The following is a 16,524-nucleotide window of genomic DNA, read 5'->3' as shown; positions in this document are numbered from 1 at the left end:
CTTACGAGAATGTCAATACTACAACTGTCTTATTTTTAAATTTATTTCAGAAAGAGGTATTTTCATACGCTCTTCTGCCATCTATGGTGTCAAAACGACCATCTGTCGAAAATCGGTTGAAATCAGCTGAGATACAGTGTTTTCGGAGGCATCCTGTATTTCGGAATATTCTTTGATATCTACTTTGTCATCTGGCTGTCGCAATACTGGACCATAAAAAAGCGTGTGATGCAGATGAACGAAAAAGTGCAGAAAGAAGGAGCGGACCGCTGACAGCAGCGGACCGCTCCTTCTCTCCTCATACAGGCTCACGCCGCAGACTCCAGATTTATCCCGTCTTAAAACGTCAAATATAACGTCTGACCGTCTTCATGTACTGCCGGTACGCATCACCGAACGTGTCCATACACCACCGCTCTTCTGAGAGAATGATCCAATGAGAGGCGATCTGGAATACAATGACAATGCCGCACAGAATTACAGACCGGGTCAGTATCACACAGCCGATAAAATACAGAAAATACGACAGGTACATCGGATTGCGTGAAAAACGGTAGAGTCCGTTCTGATTGATTCCGCCTTCGGATGGGGATGCAAAATCTTTGATTGTGGCTGCGCACAATGCCAATCCCAGCAGATAAACCGCCGCTCCTGAAAAGAACTGCCAGGAGACCTCCGGTTTCACCCTGAGAAAACATAAGTACACAAAGATCGCGGCATTGGATATCTGGTAGACCCAATATGCAAACACTTCATTCCCCGACAATGGGGCGAAATGGGCTGCGCGTTTTACTGCCTCGCTGCTGAATCGCGCCAGGAGGCCAAATCGTATCAGGATAAACGGGATTATCAGGAAAAAGCCATTCATTTGCAGTCCGCCTTTCAGCCTCACTCCTGCCCTGTCCGGAGCGGTTATGGATCATCACATCGGTTTTAGATTCTTATTGAGCCGATCCACAATCCATGAGAGACGCTTTGCCCGCCCCTCCTCGGTTTTGGGGTCCAGAAATGCTTTCGTATACGTCTTTTTCACGGATAAGGACATCGCCTGAAAATTCGTACAGGCCGGTTCAAACGTCTGGAGAGCGGCCGCTAAGGAAGCAATCTGCTCCTCTGTAACCGGCTGAGGCTTAGGGGCGTCCCACTGACCGTTTTTCCTGGCCTCCTCGATTTTCAATCTGCCGTAATCAGTCATCAGCCCCTGTTTTTCGAGGGCCTCCGTCAGCTTCTTATTTTTCTCCGACCACTTGCAGTTCGCTCTGCGCAGAGAAAAATACTTTTTATAGGTTTGATCGTCGATACTCTGCATCTGCCCATCAATCCAGCCAAAACAAAGGGCTTCTTCGAGAGCTTCCCCCGCCTTCACCGTTTTGGGGCCGCCTGACTTGCCAAACAGCAGCCACACGCCTTCGCTCGACAGGCAGTTGGCTTCCAGCCATTTCCGGAAGTGTTCTCTGTCTGGGAATTCCATTACTTCGTTCATATTGAAACCTCTCCTTCTGGTAAACGGCTTCTTCCTACTTCTTTTCGATGATCTCAAGATTCACGCCATCCGGATCGTGGATGAAAAAAAAGCGGGTATTGGGGTTCGGCTGGAATGGTCCGCTGACGATCTCCACGCCCTGTTTTTTCATGTGCTCCATCGCCTGGTCCAGATCTTCCACGGAAAGCCCCAGTGACGGACATTCTCCGTATACAACAGGCTCTGCCTCCGTATTACAGATTAATTCAATCTCCGCCGGACCATCTGCCATAAATGCGATCTCCGTGTGGGGGCCGCCAGGAAATCGGCGTGCCAGCTTCATCCCCACTACGTTTTCATAAAACTGAATGGACTCTTCCAAATTCTTAACGTGCAGCGTTGCAAATATGAATTTCATGATTTTTCCCTCCAAAGTATATAGTCAGAACGTTGATGTCGCTTCTGTCTGTTATTATATCGTATCCGGCCGCTTCTGTCACTTTCTTTTGAAACCGTCTTCAGCCTTTTATCGCTGGTTTTCGGCTGCTTAAGAACCTCAACTGAAAAAGCTTTTCAAGTATCCAGCCGCCTCTTCTTTATCATGAAAGCTCCAGGAGCAGCCGGTAATATACTGTACCGCATCCGTCCATTCCTTCAGGGCATAATCCCCCGTTTTCAACAGTTCCTCTGCCCTCTTCACCAGATGTTCAACGGATCGTTCCGGACCGCGCAGATCGGAAATACAGTCACAGTGCGCGGCTTCACGGAGTTCCTCCAATAATTCTTTTTTCTGATGATTTCCCATCTTCTCCGCCTCCCTGACTCTGGCCAGCGGCCGTATCACTCCCCACCTGTCATAACCGGCCGATAACGCCTGATATAGTTTAAAATTATCCCACCCGGTCCACCGCTCGTTCACACTGCTCCCTATATGGACAGAGTATTTAAATTGAGTATAGCATAAAACAAAGTAGCGGACAATATGTAAGAGGCCGTCTTTCCTGCAAAAAAGCAGAAATGAAAAGTAAAAGAACGAACAGGGACGCATAGGTTCTATAGAACCATGCGCCCCTGCTCCTGATAATCCGCCAGTATCTTTTCCGCTCTTTTCTGTTCATATTCCATCAACGCCTTCCAGCTGTCCGCATACCCCTCCCAATCGTCATTCTCCAATAATTCGGCTGATTTCCTGACCATCTGTGTGTATTCTTTGTGGAGATGCTGCTTTCTGATCCGGTATAATGCAAACGGATATCCCCAGACCAGGAATTCGGCCAGCCTGGTATAGCACTCCCGGACCGCGGCTGACGGACACCGTTCGACGATAAATTCCAGCGCCAGCTTAAAACACCGCTCGCTCTGATTCTCATTCAGCAGCTGTATAAATCCATGTCTCAGCTTCTCAAGATCTTCCTTCTCTACATGCTCCAGAGTATACAGGAAGACTGGACGGACCGTCAATGCCATAAACTGAAGGCTTTCCCTGTAAAGCCGGAATCCTTCCTTCACTTCCGGGCGCTGGAAATCGATCTGTTCAATATCTTCGCAGACGTCCGAGACTTTTCCCTGATGTAAGCGGATAATACTCAGGCTGTCCAGAATACAGAGAGTCCGGCGAAGGGTACGGTACGATACATTCAGCTGCTTTGACATAACCGGCATGGACGGAAGAGTCCCTCCCACCGGATACGTTCCTTTTATAATCTCAGTTATGATGCGCGAAGCCATGGTATAGCACAGCTGCGGCCGCTGCCAGTATATGTTCCAGTAAAAAGGAACCTTTTCCGTCCGGCCGTACTCCCCATCCATCTCTGCGCAGAAGGCCAGAAGCTGGCTGATGCAGGCAGCAAAGTCACCTTCAAATGCCGCATTCATAAACTCCAGTTCCTGCTCCCTCCCGTCAGCCAGGAGTTCCCTGTCTCTTTCCTCGTGCATCCCGTGATTGGCCAGATACGGAAATCGAATGTAGCGCAGCAGCTCCCAGTAAAAATTCAAAATCAGTTTATTTCCCAGGTCTGAAAAAACCTGAATATGCATCCTGGTGGATATGGACAAATCCACGTTCTTCAGCTTTGCCATGTTTTCCTTTAACCGGTCCCAGGATTCCTTGTCATAGCTTTTCTGTGCATACTCCCAGACCGGCTCAATCAGAAGCTTACCGGCCTGACAAAAGTCTATGATCCCGCTGCATCTTGGCACAAAATACAGCGCGGCGTTCTCTTTTATCTGGTCTGCACTGGCCTGATAGATCACCTTTGCCGTTTTTCTGGGGCTGACCTCGATATATCCGTTTTTTTCCAGCCGGGAAAGCGCAGCGCGCACGGTCCGGGGAGCCATCTGAAAACTCCCGCCTATCCTGGGAATCGCCGGTAAGTTCTCCCCATATCGGCAAGCCCCCAAAAGGATTCTTGTCTCATAGTAATCGTAAACCAGATTGCAAATCAAATCTGCATTTTCAACCAAAATTCTTCTCCTTTTTCCCCTGTCAAGTTCACTTCAACCATAAAATACCCGGACAATTATACCACACGAACGGGAAACACACAAGAAAAGGGAGTTTTAACGGCATATACATTTCTGAAGCGCTGCCAGCAGACGGTCAAAATCAATCGGTTTTGTGACGTGATCGTTCATTCCCGCGGCCATCACCTTCGAGATATCCTCTGCAAATGCATTGGCAGTCAATGCGATGATCGGAACAGTCTCCGCCTCCGGATGGCCGCTGCCGCGGATCTCACAAGCCGCCGTATATCCGTCCATCACCGGCATCTGCAGATCCATGAGAATCGCGTCGTACGTCCCCGGCTCTGAGTCGTTAAAGAGCTTTAGCGCCTCATACCCGTTCTCCGCCCTGTCCACGATAAAGCCCGCGTCCCGAAGCAGCGTCTCCGCGATTTCCATATTCAGTTCATTATCTTCCACCAGCAGAAGCCGCAGTCCCTGGAGACACGTCTCCAGCTTTCTCCCGGTATTGCCTGAAAGTGCCCGCAGGACTGCCGCCTCGTCGTCTTCCTCTTCCAAGGTCCTGATGGTAAGTGTGACAATAAAGCGGCTGCCCGCGCCCTGTTTGCTTTCCACCCGGATACTTCCCTGCATGGCCGTCACGATGCCGTGAGAGATGGACATACCAAGACCAGTGCCCTGAACCTTTCTCACATGGCAGTTCTCCTCCCGGGCAAACGGAACAAATATATGATCCAGGAACTCCTCGCTGATGCCGATCCCATTGTCCTCAACCGTAAATACAAAGCCTCCCACCCCCGGAATTCCCGACATCATCTCCTTGGAAGTGACAGTAATTGTGCCTCCGTGGGGAGTATATTTGATGGCATTGTTGATGAGATTGATCAGGACCTGGCGGATCTTGCCGGCATCTCCCAGGAGATTGTCATGGATGATATCATCTGTCAGGAAATGCAGGGTCTGTCCCTTTTCCATCGATTCATTATAGACGATGCTGCCGATCTCGTGGAACAGGCCTTTTAAAGAAAACGGCGCTTCGGTCAGCGTGATCTGCCCTCTCTCGATCTTGGACATATCCAGGACCTCGTTAATCAGATGCAGCAGATGGCTGCTGGAAAGACTGATTTTCTGAAGACAGTCCTTCACGCGTTCTTTATGATCTGCCTGTCCCATGGCGATCGCCGTCATTCCGATTATGGCGTTCATCGGTGTCCGGATATCATGAGACATCTGCGCCATGAAATTACTCTTGGCCTCGTTGGCATTCCTGGCTGCCTCATACGCTGCAAACAGCGCCTGCTGGCTCTGCGCCTCCTGCTCCTTTTCCTTCTCAACATTGTGAGAGGCTAAAATAATCTTGATCGGAGCCCCGTTCCTGCTCTCTGCCAGGATGATGTGAATCCGCATCCAGCCATAGTAACCGCTGTAATCCCTGCGATACTCCAAATTATAGATCGTCTCGCCTTCCTGCACCCGTTTCTTAATCGCCGTCAGACACATTTCCTGCTTAAAACGTTCCTTGTCCTCCTCATGAATCAGATGTTCATGGTAGATTTCAAACAGCGCCCCATACTCATCTGAATGGTTCAGCCGCTCTGCAACATCCTCCCGGATGACGAAGGTCTGAAAGGTCTCTTCCACCAGGTCCACGTAGAAAACAGAGTGGTAGAAAGCGGAAAGTCCCTTAATGATATTCTGAGATTCGAAATACAGTTTCTTTTGCTGCTCTTCCTTTAATTCCGTCAGCTTCTGCTCGTTGATGTCCATGTTGGCAAAAATAACCCTGGTGATAACACCATCCTGAATTTCCGCAATGCTGAACCGGGCGCGGACCCATCGGATACAATCCGGATAGAGTCTTCGGAAATCGACTTCGTAGACTGGCTGCTCCGCCGACAGGGTCTGACGCAGGAAATCAATACTCTCGGCTCTGCGCATTTTCTCCTGATCTTCCGGGTAGACGTAGTATTTCACAAACTTCTCATAATAGACATCGAGCGCCCCTTTGGGGAACTCTCTGTTTTTTTGAATGAAGTCCTCCTGCCAGATCGCCTCCTCCGTGTTGTTCACATAGTCGAACAGGTAGATGGAATAGTAGCACTCGCACAGATTGGCCAGGATGGCTTCCCGTCTCTGAATCTCATACTTATCATCCACATTTCTCACGGTCAGAAGAATCCTGTCTTCATAATTCTGACTGATGAGGGCGGAATAATAGCTGTAAGCATGCAGTCTGCCCTCCTGATCGTACATGTGCAGCATACCTTCCCTGTATTCACCGGCGCCATAATTTTCCGCATCAAAAATGCGTTCAAACTCCCTCCGGTCTTCCTCCGGCATATTTTTCACAGCCTGCTCCCGGAAATCCGGATACCGTCCTCGTCTGGTAAGCTTTAACAGTTCTCCCGAATAGTAAATGCAGTTATACCCTGCCTTTTCGCAGTCCACACTGATGAGCAGCGTATAAATCTGAGACACCGCAACCTGTGCGCTGGCCTGATCGATCCGTTTTTCCATCTCGCCATCCTGCTCTTCCATGGCTGCGATAACCCAGGGATATTCCTCGGAGTACTGCTTTAGGGGCACCACCTTGATTCTCCGCCACCGTTTTTCCTTCGTCCTGTAAATCGCTTCCACGCCGGAACTGTCCGCATGAAATCTTTTTCGGATATACTCGGGATTGACGGCATTCAGAAACAGTTCACGGTTTTGCCGTACGATCTCACGTTCTGCATAGTTACGGAAAAATGTCTCAAAATCCGCCGCCCCTTCGCCAAACGCTTCCAGCTGATCAGTGGCTTTTATGATTCTATATTCACCGGTATGGAGGTTACAGAGGATGATCCCCTTAAAATTCTCATTCAGTTTCTCCAATATGGTATCATACTCCTGCTTCAGCATAACCGTGTTGGTGATATTCTGGTGGTATCCCAGCAGACAGGTGCCCCCTTTATAGTTCTTATCTCTGATCCCGCCGCAGCGCACATAAATCTGCCCCCATAACGGGTGGTGCCACGGATACTCCACCTCGGCCCTCTCATCGGCACACATCCGACGGACCACGTCCTGGACCATGGGATAGTAATCTACATCGATCCGGTCATACCAGCCCCGGTAACACTCCTCCGGAGACGGCTCGCCGGTAAAGCCAAGAAGCTCCAGCATGGCCTTATCCGCGTACATTCTCGGTTCCCGTCCCTCTTCCAATTCTATCGCCCACAGACCGGTCTGGGCCTCATGCAGTATATCCTGAATCTTCTCTATATCCCTAAAGTGTTCCGCCATTCGCCTTATCCCCCAGCTTCAAATAGTAACCCGGCGGTTTTCTCACCAACTCCGGTCCCCTGGTCTTCCCTCATACTGTACTTCATTTTATCAGATTCGGCCTCGTATTACAACTTATTTACACTTGCTGGTTGTATGAAAAAGGAGTTACAAAAAACAGCCCGGCTTATCACCAGGCTGCTTGTTTGTAATCTCTATACCTCTGCTGTTTTCTGAAACGCTTTCCCATTACCGACTCTGTCGTCTTTCGTTACCTGGAGAGCCCGGACTGCATTTAAGATGGCAATAACGGAGACACCCACATCCGCAAATACCGCCGCCCACATGCTGGCAAATCCGATGGCTCCCAGGATCAGCACGATCGCCTTGACTCCCAGCGCAAAGACTATATTCTGGTGAACGATGCGCAAAGTCTTTCTGGATATTCTCATGGCCGCCGCGATCTTGGACGGCTCATCTGTCATAATGACCACATCAGCCGCTTCAATGGCCGCATCGGAGCCGAGTCCGCCCATGGCAATGCCGATATCGGCACGGGCCAGAACCGGAGCATCGTTGATGCCGTCGCCCACAAATGCCAGCTTTCCTTTTTCACTGGTCTGAGACAGCAGCTGCTCCATATGGCTTACCTTATCCGCGGGAAGCAGCTCTGTATACACTTCATCCAGGCCCAGCCGCTGCGCTACATTCTCGCCCACGGCCTTTGCGTCGCCCGTCAGCATGACAGTCTTCCGGATTCCCGACTGTTTCAGTTCCCGGATCGCAAAGGCCGCATCCTCCTTCACTTCATCCTCGATCAGGATGGCTCCCCTGCTGATTCCGTCCTCAGCCACGTAGACAACCGTTCCCGTCTCTCTCACCGGTTTGAATTTGATGTGATTTAGATTCATCAGCTTGCTGTTGCCAGCCAGTACGGTCTTTCCGTCTAAGGATATGGAGATTCCATGGCCGGCAATCTCCTGAACGTCAGCCACTCTGGAGGCATTCAGTTCTTTTCCATACGCATTTACAATGGATTTCGAGATCGGATGGTTGGAATCCTTTTCCGCGTAAGCGGCCAGCTCCAGAAGCTTCTCCTTCGTAATCTTTTCCGGGTAGCACCCGCTGACTGCAAACGAGCCTTTTGTCAGCGTACCCGTCTTATCAAAGACAACCGTCTCTGTTCTAGCAAGCGCTTCCAGATAGTTGCTGCCTTTGATCAGAACGCCGCATTTGGAAGCGCCGCCGATTCCGCCGAAGAAACTGAGCGGTACGGAGATAACCAGTGCACAGGGACATGAAATAACCAGGAAGGTCAGCGCCCGCTCAATCCAGACCGCGAACGGCTGTCCTGTCAGGAGCGGAGGAAGGACTGCAAGAAGCACTGCCGCAGCTACAACGGCCGGCGTATAGTATCTTGCAAATCTGGTGATAAATGCCTCGGATTTCGACTTCTTGCTGCTGGCATTTTCCACCAGATCGAGAATTTTGGCCACGGTGGACTCGCCGTATGGTTTCGATACCAGGATTTTTAAGGTACCGCTCTGATTGATGCAGCCGCTTATCACATCGGCTCCCGGTTCCACCTCCCTTGGCAGGGATTCCCCGGTCAGGGCCGAGGTGTTCAGGGCTGAACGGCCTTCCAGAATGGTTCCGTCGAGCGGTACTCGCTCTCCCGGCTTTACCACGATCACTTCGCCGACAGCCACCTCATCGGGATCGACGGACACGATCCCGTCTTCTCTCACCACATTTGCGTAATCCGGCCGGATATCCATCAGCCCGGATATGGACCGGCGCGACTTGCTGACCGCGTAGGACTGGAACAGTTCACCCACCTGGTAGAACAGCATGACCGCGACGCCCTCCGCGTATTCGCCTAAGAACATGGCACCCACGGTCGCCACCGTCATCAGAAAGTTCTCATCGAATACCTGGCCGTGTAAAATATTCGTAACCGCCTTCCAGATGATATCCCATCCAATCACCCCATAGCACAGCAGGAATCCGGCCAGTTTCCCCGTTGGACTTAACGGAAGGGCCATGGTAATCAGATAGATCGCTGCTGCCGCTAAAATCCGGTATAACTGTTTTTTCTGTTTTTTTGTCATATCATTTCCCTCTTCGTCTGCGGCGGCGGGAATATGCTGTGCCGCCGCGCTTTTATAGATGCAATTGTCTCTCGCTTACACGTGATTCTCAATTAAATCTTCTTAACGGTTACATCCGGTTCTATTTTCTTTATCAGCTTTACGGCTTCTTCCGCAATCTCCTGGAACCGGTCATCGGCTGCCTCCAGAACCATCTTCTGGCTCAGGAAGTTGACCTCCACATTTGTAACTCCGCTTATCTTCTTAACAGCGCCCTCAATCTTCGCAGCACAGTGTGCACAGTCTAAATCTAACAGCTTAAATGTTTTCTTCATAAGGAATATCCCCTTTCAATTTTTGTTTCATATGAATACTTGTTCATATGTTCATTTGTATTCTATAATAGATCAAACGATTCGTCAATGGATAGAGCCATTTTCTGTCCGTTTGGATCAAAATGCTGTCTTTTTGGAGCCATTTGATTTTTTTTTGCTGAATCTTGATTTGTATGGCTCTCCAATTTGTCCATTCGGGCTCTATTCAGGTCTTTTGGGAGCGTACAGAAGAAATATCTCTGTGATATAATCCGGTTGGTTAGAAGGAGCTAACCGGAAAAGAGGCTTACGCAAATCCAGAATAAAAATAAGCTTACATAATTCCACACCAAACAGAAAAGAGGGATACATATGACATTGGAAAACGGAAATCCTGGACAGACCTACCAGGTGATGCGGTCTGATCTTCCGCTGAAGCTGGAAAAACGTATGGAAGCGCTCGGCATGACTGCCGGGGCAAAGCTGTCATTGATTCATAAGAAAAGAAGCGGAACCGCTGTCATTCTGCTGCGGGGCACCCGCTTTGCAGTGGGACGCAGGATCACTTCGCTGATTCAGGTCAGGGAGGTGTCTTAAATATGGAAAAAGAAATGACTGTTGGTTTTATCGGCAACCCCAACTGCGGAAAGACAACGCTGTTCAACGCATTTACCGGGGCAAATCTGAAAGTCGCCAACTGGCCCGGCGTCACCGTGGAAAAGGTAGAGGGCGCCATGCAGTATCACAACCATACCTATCGTCTGGTGGATCTGCCGGGTACCTACAGCCTGACCTCCTACACCATGGAGGAACAGGTGTCGCGCCAGTATATCTTAAGTGATGACGTGGACGTAGTGGTTGATGTGGCGGATGCGTCCTCGCTGGAACGGAACCTTTATTTAACGCTTCAGCTTCTGGAGCTGGGAAAGCCGGTGATCCTGGCGCTGAACATGATGGATGTGGTGGAAAAACGCGGCATGGAGATCGATCTGCACCGTCTCCCGGAGATGCTGGGCATTCCGGTGATCCCGGTCTCCGCCCAAAAGCGCACGGGGCTCGACATCCTTCTTCATGCCATCGCCCATCATAGAGACCAGAGGAGTACGGATCCGCTGATCCACCACCATATCTCCCTGTCCCGGAGCGAAAAGCACGCACAGTATGCCGTCGTCTACAGTGATGACATGGAAAACAGGATCGACCGGATTACCCTGGCGTTAAAACGGCGGTACCCGCAGATGGAAAACTATCGCTGGCACGCCCTGAAGCTTCTGGAACAGGACCAGGAAATCACAGAAAAATATCCGGTGAATCTTCCTGATATCCTGGACCGTAGCTATGAGAGCGACATCATCAACCAGAAATATGATTTTATCGAGGAAATCATACAGGAGGTTCTGGTAAACAGAGAGAAGCAGTCCGCTCTCACCGCGCGTGTGGACGGAATTCTCCTGCATAACCTTCTGGCGATTCCGGCCTTCCTGTGTATTATGGCGCTGGTATTTTTTTTGACGTTTACCATTGGAGACTGGCTGAAAGGCTATCTGGAAGCATTTGTCGGATGGAGCTCTGATGCCGCGGCGTCGGTACTGGCCTCTCTTCACACAAATCCCATGATGATTTCCCTCGTTGTTGACGGAATCATGGCCGGAGTGGGCGGTATCCTCTCTTTTCTGCCCAATATCTTCATTCTGTTTCTGGCGCTGGCATTTCTGGAGGACAGCGGCTATATGTCCCGAGTCGCTTACGTCATGAACGGAATCATGGGACGGCTGGGTTTGTCCGGACGCGCATTTATTCCCATGGTGCTCGGCTTCGGGTGTACCGTTCCCGCCCTCATGGCGTCCAGAGTGTTAGAGGATCCGAAAGACCGGTACCGCATCATGCTGATCACCCCGTTTATGTCCTGCAGTGCGAGACTTCCCATTTACCTCCTGTTCTCTGAACTGTTCTTCCCGGACCACGCCATGCTGGTATCTTACTGCATGTATCTGATCGGAATCGCCGTTGCGATTGCGTCGGCATTTCTCCTGCATAAGATGGACCGGAAAAAGAATGAAGATCTTCTGCTGATCGAACTGCCGGAATACAAGCTCCCCAGCGCCAGGACCGTGTGCATCTACGTCTGGGAAAAGGTAAAGGACTACCTGACAAAAGCCGGTACCACCATATTTGTAGCTTCTATTATTATCTGGTTTATTTTAAACTTTGGTCCACAGGGGTATACTTCGGATATGGCGGCCAGCTTCGGGGCGAAGCTCGGTTCTCTGCTGGTTCCGCTGCTGGCTCCGGTCGGCCTTGGCTTCTGGCAGATTGTCGTGGCGCTGATCGCGGGTATTTCCGTAAAAGAGGTGGTGGTTTCCAGCTTTATTGTCCTCTTCGGAATCCAGGGGACGAAGACCGCCGGAGAAATGGCTGCACTGAACGGCCAGCTGTCTTTCATAGGCTTCGGACCGCTGAACGCGTTCTGCATGATGCTCTTCTGCCTGTTGTATATCCCGTGCGCCGCCACCTTAGCGACGGTGAAAAAGGAAACCGGAAGCGCCCGGAGCATGGGGAAGACCGCCGCATTTCAGCTGCTTGTGGCATGGGGACTCACGTTCCTTGTCTATCAGACCGTCACTCTGTTCACCGGAATCTGACGTTTTTTATTTCGAAGCAGAATATTTCTTCCAACTGTGTTACAATAGCGGTAAACAGACGAGGAGGCTTTCCGATGGATGAACTAACAAAACCGCGCTATCAGATCTATTATAATCAAAAGCCGCTGGCCCCGCAGGTTTTCTCCGATCTGCATGTCCAGTACCAGTATGGGAACCGCGAAAATCCCGGAAGTATGGATGTATTTACCATATTTCCGGGAATCGAACTGATCTATAATGACTTTTCCATGGTTTACTGTGACAGCAGCCTGAAGACAGAGAGCGAACTGCTTGAAATAAATTACTGCTACCAGGGCCGCGAAGAATGCCAGTGGCTCTGCGGCGATTACCTTTACCTGGGCGAGGGCGATTTATGTATTACCCGCATGGAGGATGGCACTCCCGGCCTCTACTTTCCCACGGGCCGTTACTTAGGGATCACGATTGTGCTGGATCTGGGGATTCTAAAAGACCATATGCCCCCGCTTCTGGACAATGAAAAACTGCGGCTGCAGGAATTCGGCGACAGATTCTGCCCCGGCAGTCACTTCCTTGCAATCCGTGCCAACCGGCAGATCGATCATATATTTGGCGAACTGTATCAGATTCCTCAGGAGTTCCGCCATGATTATTATAAGATCAAGGTTCTGGAACTCCTCCTGTTCCTGAGCATGATCGATCCGGAACAGGAACGCGCCCTGGACCGTGTCACCAAGAATCAGATCGACATTATCCGGCAGGTACAGCGCCGGATCACGCAGAACCTCCAGGAAAATATAACGATCGATCAGCTGGCAAAGGAATTCTGCATCAGCCCAACCTCCTTGAAAAGCAACTTCAAGCAGGTCTACAGCACGACCATCAAGGACTACTTAAGAAGGGAGCGCATGGAGCGGGCCTCCGCTCTGCTTCTGACCACCGGCAGCACCGTGGCCGATATCGCGGCTTCCCTGGGTTATACGAATCAGAGTAAGTTTTCCGCCGCATTCAAGGCAGTCCATGGGCTGACCCCGGTGGAGTATCGCAGGAAGTGCCGGCATGAGCGGAAGGATTGATTTTCATTGCAGCTGTTTTTCACTCTTTTTTTACTGCAATCCAGACCTCCTGCCGCCCTTCCTGCATATAACACTCCATAATCGGCAGATCCTCCAGCTGATACCCTGAATTTGGCAGCCACTCGGTATAAAACTGCCGATATATGTTCTGCACCGCATCCGGAAGCCGGCCATTGGCCTCAAGTACTGCCCATGTCGCGGATTTCACCTGAATTTCATCCATGCCATCTGGCGCAGGAACATGTATGCAGCCTTCAGCCTCCACATGGTTTGTCACACCTATGATATAATCCATCTCTTCGGAATTCTCCTGCTTCCCGCCAATTGACATTCCGATAAAGCCGGCGGGTCTGTAATCCGTCTTCCGGAAAAGATCCGTCAGCAGGTTCATCGTTCCATCTTTCCAGGCAGTATCCCACATTTGCGGGATTTGCCCGAAAGCCTGATCCGTTTTTATCCGCCTCCTGATTCCCGCGACTTTAATGGCCGGCCACTGTTCTATCTGATAGCTCATGTGATGTTCTCCTCTCATTGTTATTTGAACGGAGAGTTTTGGACAGGACTTCAGCCTGACGGGCTCATGTCTGACTTTTGACGGCAAAATTCCGTGAAAGCTCTTAAACGCGCGGGTAAAGGAATCCTGAGATTCATATCCATATTTCACCGCAATATCAATTATTCTATCGCTGCTATTTAAAATATCAAATGCAGCCAGAGTAAGCCTCCTGCTTCGGATATATTCTGACAGCGATTTATCCGTTATATAGGAAAATACCCGTTGAAAGTTGTACACTGAACAGCCCGCAATTTTAGCTATTTTCTGATAGGAAATAGTTCCGTCCAAGTTTTCTTCGATATAGTCTATCGCTTTATTTAAATGTTGTATCCAGTCCATCTTCTCACCTCCATCACATCATTATAAAGGTTCTGCCAGACAGTCTTCCGACAGTTTCTGCCGTATAAAGGCGGAATCCCGGAGAATTTATCCTTCCTGTTATTTTACCATCATTCCGCCGTCCGGTATATATACCTCCTCTCATATTCCTCCTGCGGCATGGGCTTCGCATAATAGTAGCCCTGGACATAATCGCATCCGACGGTACTGAGGAAATCTCTCTGTTCCTGCGTTTCTACGCCTTCCACAATCACCGGGATTCCAAGGCGGCCGGCCATCTGGATCACCGATGAGAGTATGATCTTCCCCTTCTCTGCCTCCATGCCTCCGGAAAGGAAATTCATATCCACCTTGAGGACATCCACATCGATGTCCTTCAGCATGTTTAATGAGGAGTAGCCGCTGCCGAAATCATCCATCATAGTCACAAAACCGGCGCGCCGCAGCGCATGGATGGCTGCCATGATCTGCTCCGGATCGGAGGCATAGGCGCTTTCGGTGATTTCCAGATTCAGCAGGGATACGGGAACGTGATATTTCTCTGTCAGCTTCCGCAGCACCTCGACCAGTTCCGGATCAAGGAGAGTGACCCTGGAAAGGTTGATGGTGACGGGATTTATATTTTTTCCATCACGGCGCCATTTCCCGATGATCCGGCATACATGCTCCGCCACATAGTAGTCCAGCTGGACGATAAAGCCGATTTTCTCGAATACCGGGATAAATTTCCCTGGCGGGATCAGACCGGCTTTCGGATGGTTCCAGCGCACCAGCGCCTCGGCGCCAAAGTCCGTATCTGTGGAAAGGGCGAATTTGGGCTGAAAAAACATGATAAACTGCTCCTGTTCCATCGCCCGACGCATGTCATTCATGATCGCCGTCTCTTCCGCTTCCCTCTCTTTCTCCCCTTCATCATAAAATCCAAGACAGGTGGCATACAGATGCTTGCACTTTTTACTTCCGATGAAGGCTCTGACGTACATTTCCTCAACGGACAAGTCCGGCTCCGCCACGACGTAGGCGCCGACCGTTGGTTCCAGCAGGTAATCTTTCTGATATTCGTTTAAGTATTCTCTCAGGTCCTTAATCTGCTCATCCAATATATCAGGATCAAAGGGCTGGCAGATGCAGAATGTATCCGCTATGATTCTGCCGTATGTACACATTTCAAAACGTTCTGCATGTTTCCTTATGACCTCAGCCAGGAAAATAAGCAGTTTATCGCCTTCCTCCTCGCCGTATACAGAATTGTACAGCCGGAACCGGTCGATATCAAACCGCAGCAGTACGAATCGTGTATCCCGGTACGCGTCAATCATGCGCCGCGTCTCTGCAAACATCTTGCCCCGGTTGTATAAGCCGGTCAGCGTATCGTGCTGCATCAGAAATTCCATACGGCCGGGCAGCACCCGTTTCCTCTGCATCCATCGTTCTCTACTGCCGGCGGCTCCCCCCGGCATAGTTCTCTTTCTTTTTCTCTTCATCACAGTCACCTCTGTTCCGGGAAATTATGCAGGCAGGCATTCACAGATCATGCGGAGCACCTCCATACCGCTTCTGAAGCAGGCACTCCCCCTGCTGTTTCTGATAATGCCCTGTATGCTGGCGTTCTGTCTGGAATATATCGTGACAGCAAATACATTTTCCCTGGTATTCAGGCGGTTTCGAATTGGGCAAAACTTCACTTTACGCGGAACCGTTTCGGCGTCCGAAATGATTTTCGTTCTCTTTTTTACCGGATCCATCTTTGCCAGGTGACGGAATTCTCCGCTATCCGCCGGCATTCCTTCTCTGTCCAGAATGTATTCCATCAGAAGCAGCATGTGATCAAGCCCGTGAAAGCAGAACGATTTTTCCTGGTATAAAGACTGCAAATATCCGTTTATCGTCTGATTTCTGCAGTTTTCAATGACAATTATCAATACCGCTCTCATATGATTTCCTTCTCTCATTCGTATGGGCCGCCTGATACCACAGAATAACTATTCTGTGGTATCAAAAAGCCTTATTAAAGTTAAAAAATGAAACTCTAATTATTTTACAACAAAAAATAAGGGGAGTCAATGTACATATCTATGGTTTTACCCACAATAAACAGGCCGGAGAGAACGCTGATTCTTGCCGGTCTGGTCGCGTAGCAGTATAGAACCCATTTTTATCCTGAATGGAAGAAAAATAGCAGATATGGAGAGCGCGCTCTGTGATTTTTGGACTGCCGATGGAGCTGTAAAATAAGTCCCTAATTAAGAAACGCCAACTCCGGCAAACGTCGGTTTTGGCGTTTCTTTGTATGAATTTTTTCTATTTTTGAACAGGTCTGCATCTTTGGGTATAAAAAA

General features: G+C 49.9%; 15 protein-coding genes. 4 read left to right on the top strand and 11 right to left on the bottom strand.

All coding sequences use genetic code 11. From position 1 onward, the window contains the following. Positions 1–126 precede the first annotated feature (126 nt). On the top strand, positions 127–273 hold the full coding sequence (locus H8S80_RS35010; protein WP_117633653.1) for a DUF3021 family protein: 147 nt from the start codon (positions 127–129) through the stop codon (positions 271–273). A 73-nt stretch (positions 274–346) separates the two neighbouring features. Here the strand turns inward: H8S80_RS35010 and H8S80_RS05680 are convergent, their stop codons facing one another. The 8 genes from H8S80_RS05680 to H8S80_RS05645 all read right to left on the bottom strand — a co-directional run bounded on the left by H8S80_RS05680 (position 347) and on the right by H8S80_RS05645 (position 9,614). After that, positions 347–868 (bottom strand): methyltransferase family protein, encoded by a 522-nt coding sequence (locus H8S80_RS05680; protein WP_117633637.1) that lies wholly within the window; start codon positions 866–868, stop codon positions 347–349. Positions 869–922: 54 nt separating this feature from the next. After that, complete coding sequence (locus H8S80_RS05675; protein ID WP_117633636.1) at positions 923–1,483, bottom strand: YdeI/OmpD-associated family protein; 561 nt, start codon at positions 1,481–1,483, stop codon at positions 923–925. A 34-nt stretch (positions 1,484–1,517) separates the two neighbouring features. Then, positions 1,518–1,880: a VOC family protein gene (locus H8S80_RS05670; RefSeq protein WP_117633635.1), complete on the bottom strand. Its 363-nt coding sequence runs from the start codon at positions 1,878–1,880 to the stop codon at positions 1,518–1,520. Between the two features lie 138 nt (positions 1,881–2,018). Continuing rightward, positions 2,019–2,381, bottom strand: coding sequence for a hypothetical protein (locus H8S80_RS05665; protein ID WP_147338576.1), 363 nt, complete (start codon positions 2,379–2,381; stop codon positions 2,019–2,021). Between the two features lie 134 nt (positions 2,382–2,515). Beyond that, a complete protein-coding gene (locus H8S80_RS05660) occupies positions 2,516–3,925 on the bottom strand; it encodes a GntR family transcriptional regulator (protein ID WP_117633634.1) in 1,410 nt (469 codons plus the stop codon). Positions 3,926–4,021: 96 nt separating this feature from the next. Next, positions 4,022–7,210 (bottom strand): ATP-binding protein, encoded by a 3,189-nt coding sequence (locus H8S80_RS05655; RefSeq protein WP_117633633.1) that lies wholly within the window; start codon positions 7,208–7,210, stop codon positions 4,022–4,024. 194 nt (positions 7,211–7,404) lie between these two features. Beyond that, positions 7,405–9,300, bottom strand: a complete 1,896-nt coding sequence (locus H8S80_RS05650) for a heavy metal translocating P-type ATPase (protein ID WP_117633632.1) — start codon at positions 9,298–9,300, stop codon at positions 7,405–7,407. A gap of 92 nt (positions 9,301–9,392) precedes the next feature. After that, positions 9,393–9,614: a cation transporter gene (locus H8S80_RS05645; protein ID WP_002604426.1), complete on the bottom strand. Its 222-nt coding sequence runs from the start codon at positions 9,612–9,614 to the stop codon at positions 9,393–9,395. Positions 9,615–9,965: 351 nt separating this feature from the next. On the opposite strand from H8S80_RS05645, the gene H8S80_RS05640 reads away from it, so the two are divergent. From H8S80_RS05640 to H8S80_RS05630, 3 genes are all read left to right on the top strand, one after another. After that, positions 9,966–10,190 (top strand): FeoA family protein, encoded by a 225-nt coding sequence (locus H8S80_RS05640; protein ID WP_002604427.1) that lies wholly within the window; start codon positions 9,966–9,968, stop codon positions 10,188–10,190. 2 nt (positions 10,191–10,192) lie between these two features. Continuing rightward, positions 10,193–12,235 (top strand): ferrous iron transport protein B, encoded by a 2,043-nt coding sequence (feoB, locus tag H8S80_RS05635; protein ID WP_117633631.1) that lies wholly within the window; start codon positions 10,193–10,195, stop codon positions 12,233–12,235. Positions 12,236–12,309: 74 nt separating this feature from the next. Then, positions 12,310–13,290: a helix-turn-helix domain-containing protein gene (locus H8S80_RS05630; protein ID WP_002604429.1), complete on the top strand. Its 981-nt coding sequence runs from the start codon at positions 12,310–12,312 to the stop codon at positions 13,288–13,290. Between the two features lie 19 nt (positions 13,291–13,309). Here H8S80_RS05630 and H8S80_RS35005 read toward each other — a convergent pair whose 3' ends face one another. The 3 genes from H8S80_RS35005 to H8S80_RS05615 form a co-directional block, all read right to left on the bottom strand. After that, positions 13,310–14,185, bottom strand: a complete 876-nt coding sequence (locus H8S80_RS35005; protein WP_117633630.1) for an AraC family transcriptional regulator — start codon at positions 14,183–14,185, stop codon at positions 13,310–13,312. A gap of 110 nt (positions 14,186–14,295) precedes the next feature. Next, complete coding sequence (locus H8S80_RS05620) at positions 14,296–15,669, bottom strand: putative bifunctional diguanylate cyclase/phosphodiesterase (protein ID WP_117633629.1); 1,374 nt, start codon at positions 15,667–15,669, stop codon at positions 14,296–14,298. A 24-nt stretch (positions 15,670–15,693) separates the two neighbouring features. Continuing rightward, positions 15,694–16,119: a hypothetical protein gene (locus tag H8S80_RS05615; RefSeq protein ID WP_147338575.1), complete on the bottom strand. Its 426-nt coding sequence runs from the start codon at positions 16,117–16,119 to the stop codon at positions 15,694–15,696. Between the last annotated feature and the right edge of the window lie 405 nt (positions 16,120–16,524).

Source organism: Hungatella sp. L36 (genome assembly GCF_014288035.1).
The sequence above is the reverse complement of the archived record's forward strand: the minus strand, read 5'-3'. Positions and strand labels throughout refer to the sequence as shown.

Bases quoted from the DNA above. Each gene is read 5' to 3' on its own strand.
- H8S80_RS05680 (WP_117633637.1), bottom strand. From the start codon at position 868: ATGAATGGCTTTTTCCTGATAATCCCGTTTATCCTGATACGATTTGGC.
- H8S80_RS05675 (WP_117633636.1), bottom strand. From the start codon at position 1,483: ATGAACGAAGTAATGGAATTCCCAGACAGAGAACACTTCCGGAAATGG.
- H8S80_RS05670 (WP_117633635.1), bottom strand. From the start codon at position 1,880: ATGAAATTCATATTTGCAACGCTGCACGTTAAGAATTTGGAAGAGTCC.
- H8S80_RS05655 (WP_117633633.1), bottom strand. From the start codon at position 7,210: ATGGCGGAACACTTTAGGGATATAGAGAAGATTCAGGATATACTGCAT.
- H8S80_RS05650 (WP_117633632.1), bottom strand. From the start codon at position 9,300: ATGACAAAAAAACAGAAAAAACAGTTATACCGGATTTTAGCGGCAGCA.
- H8S80_RS05645 (WP_002604426.1), bottom strand. From the start codon at position 9,614: ATGAAGAAAACATTTAAGCTGTTAGATTTAGACTGTGCACACTGTGCT.
- H8S80_RS05640 (WP_002604427.1), top strand. From the start codon at position 9,966: ATGACATTGGAAAACGGAAATCCTGGACAGACCTACCAGGTGATGCGG.
- feoB (WP_117633631.1), top strand. From the start codon at position 10,193: ATGGAAAAAGAAATGACTGTTGGTTTTATCGGCAACCCCAACTGCGGA.
- H8S80_RS05630 (WP_002604429.1), top strand. From the start codon at position 12,310: ATGGATGAACTAACAAAACCGCGCTATCAGATCTATTATAATCAAAAG.
- H8S80_RS35005 (WP_117633630.1), bottom strand. From the start codon at position 14,185: ATGGACTGGATACAACATTTAAATAAAGCGATAGACTATATCGAAGAA.
- H8S80_RS05620 (WP_117633629.1), bottom strand. From the start codon at position 15,669: ATGAAGAGAAAAAGAAAGAGAACTATGCCGGGGGGAGCCGCCGGCAGT.
- H8S80_RS05615 (WP_147338575.1), bottom strand. From the start codon at position 16,119: ATGAGAGCGGTATTGATAATTGTCATTGAAAACTGCAGAAATCAGACG.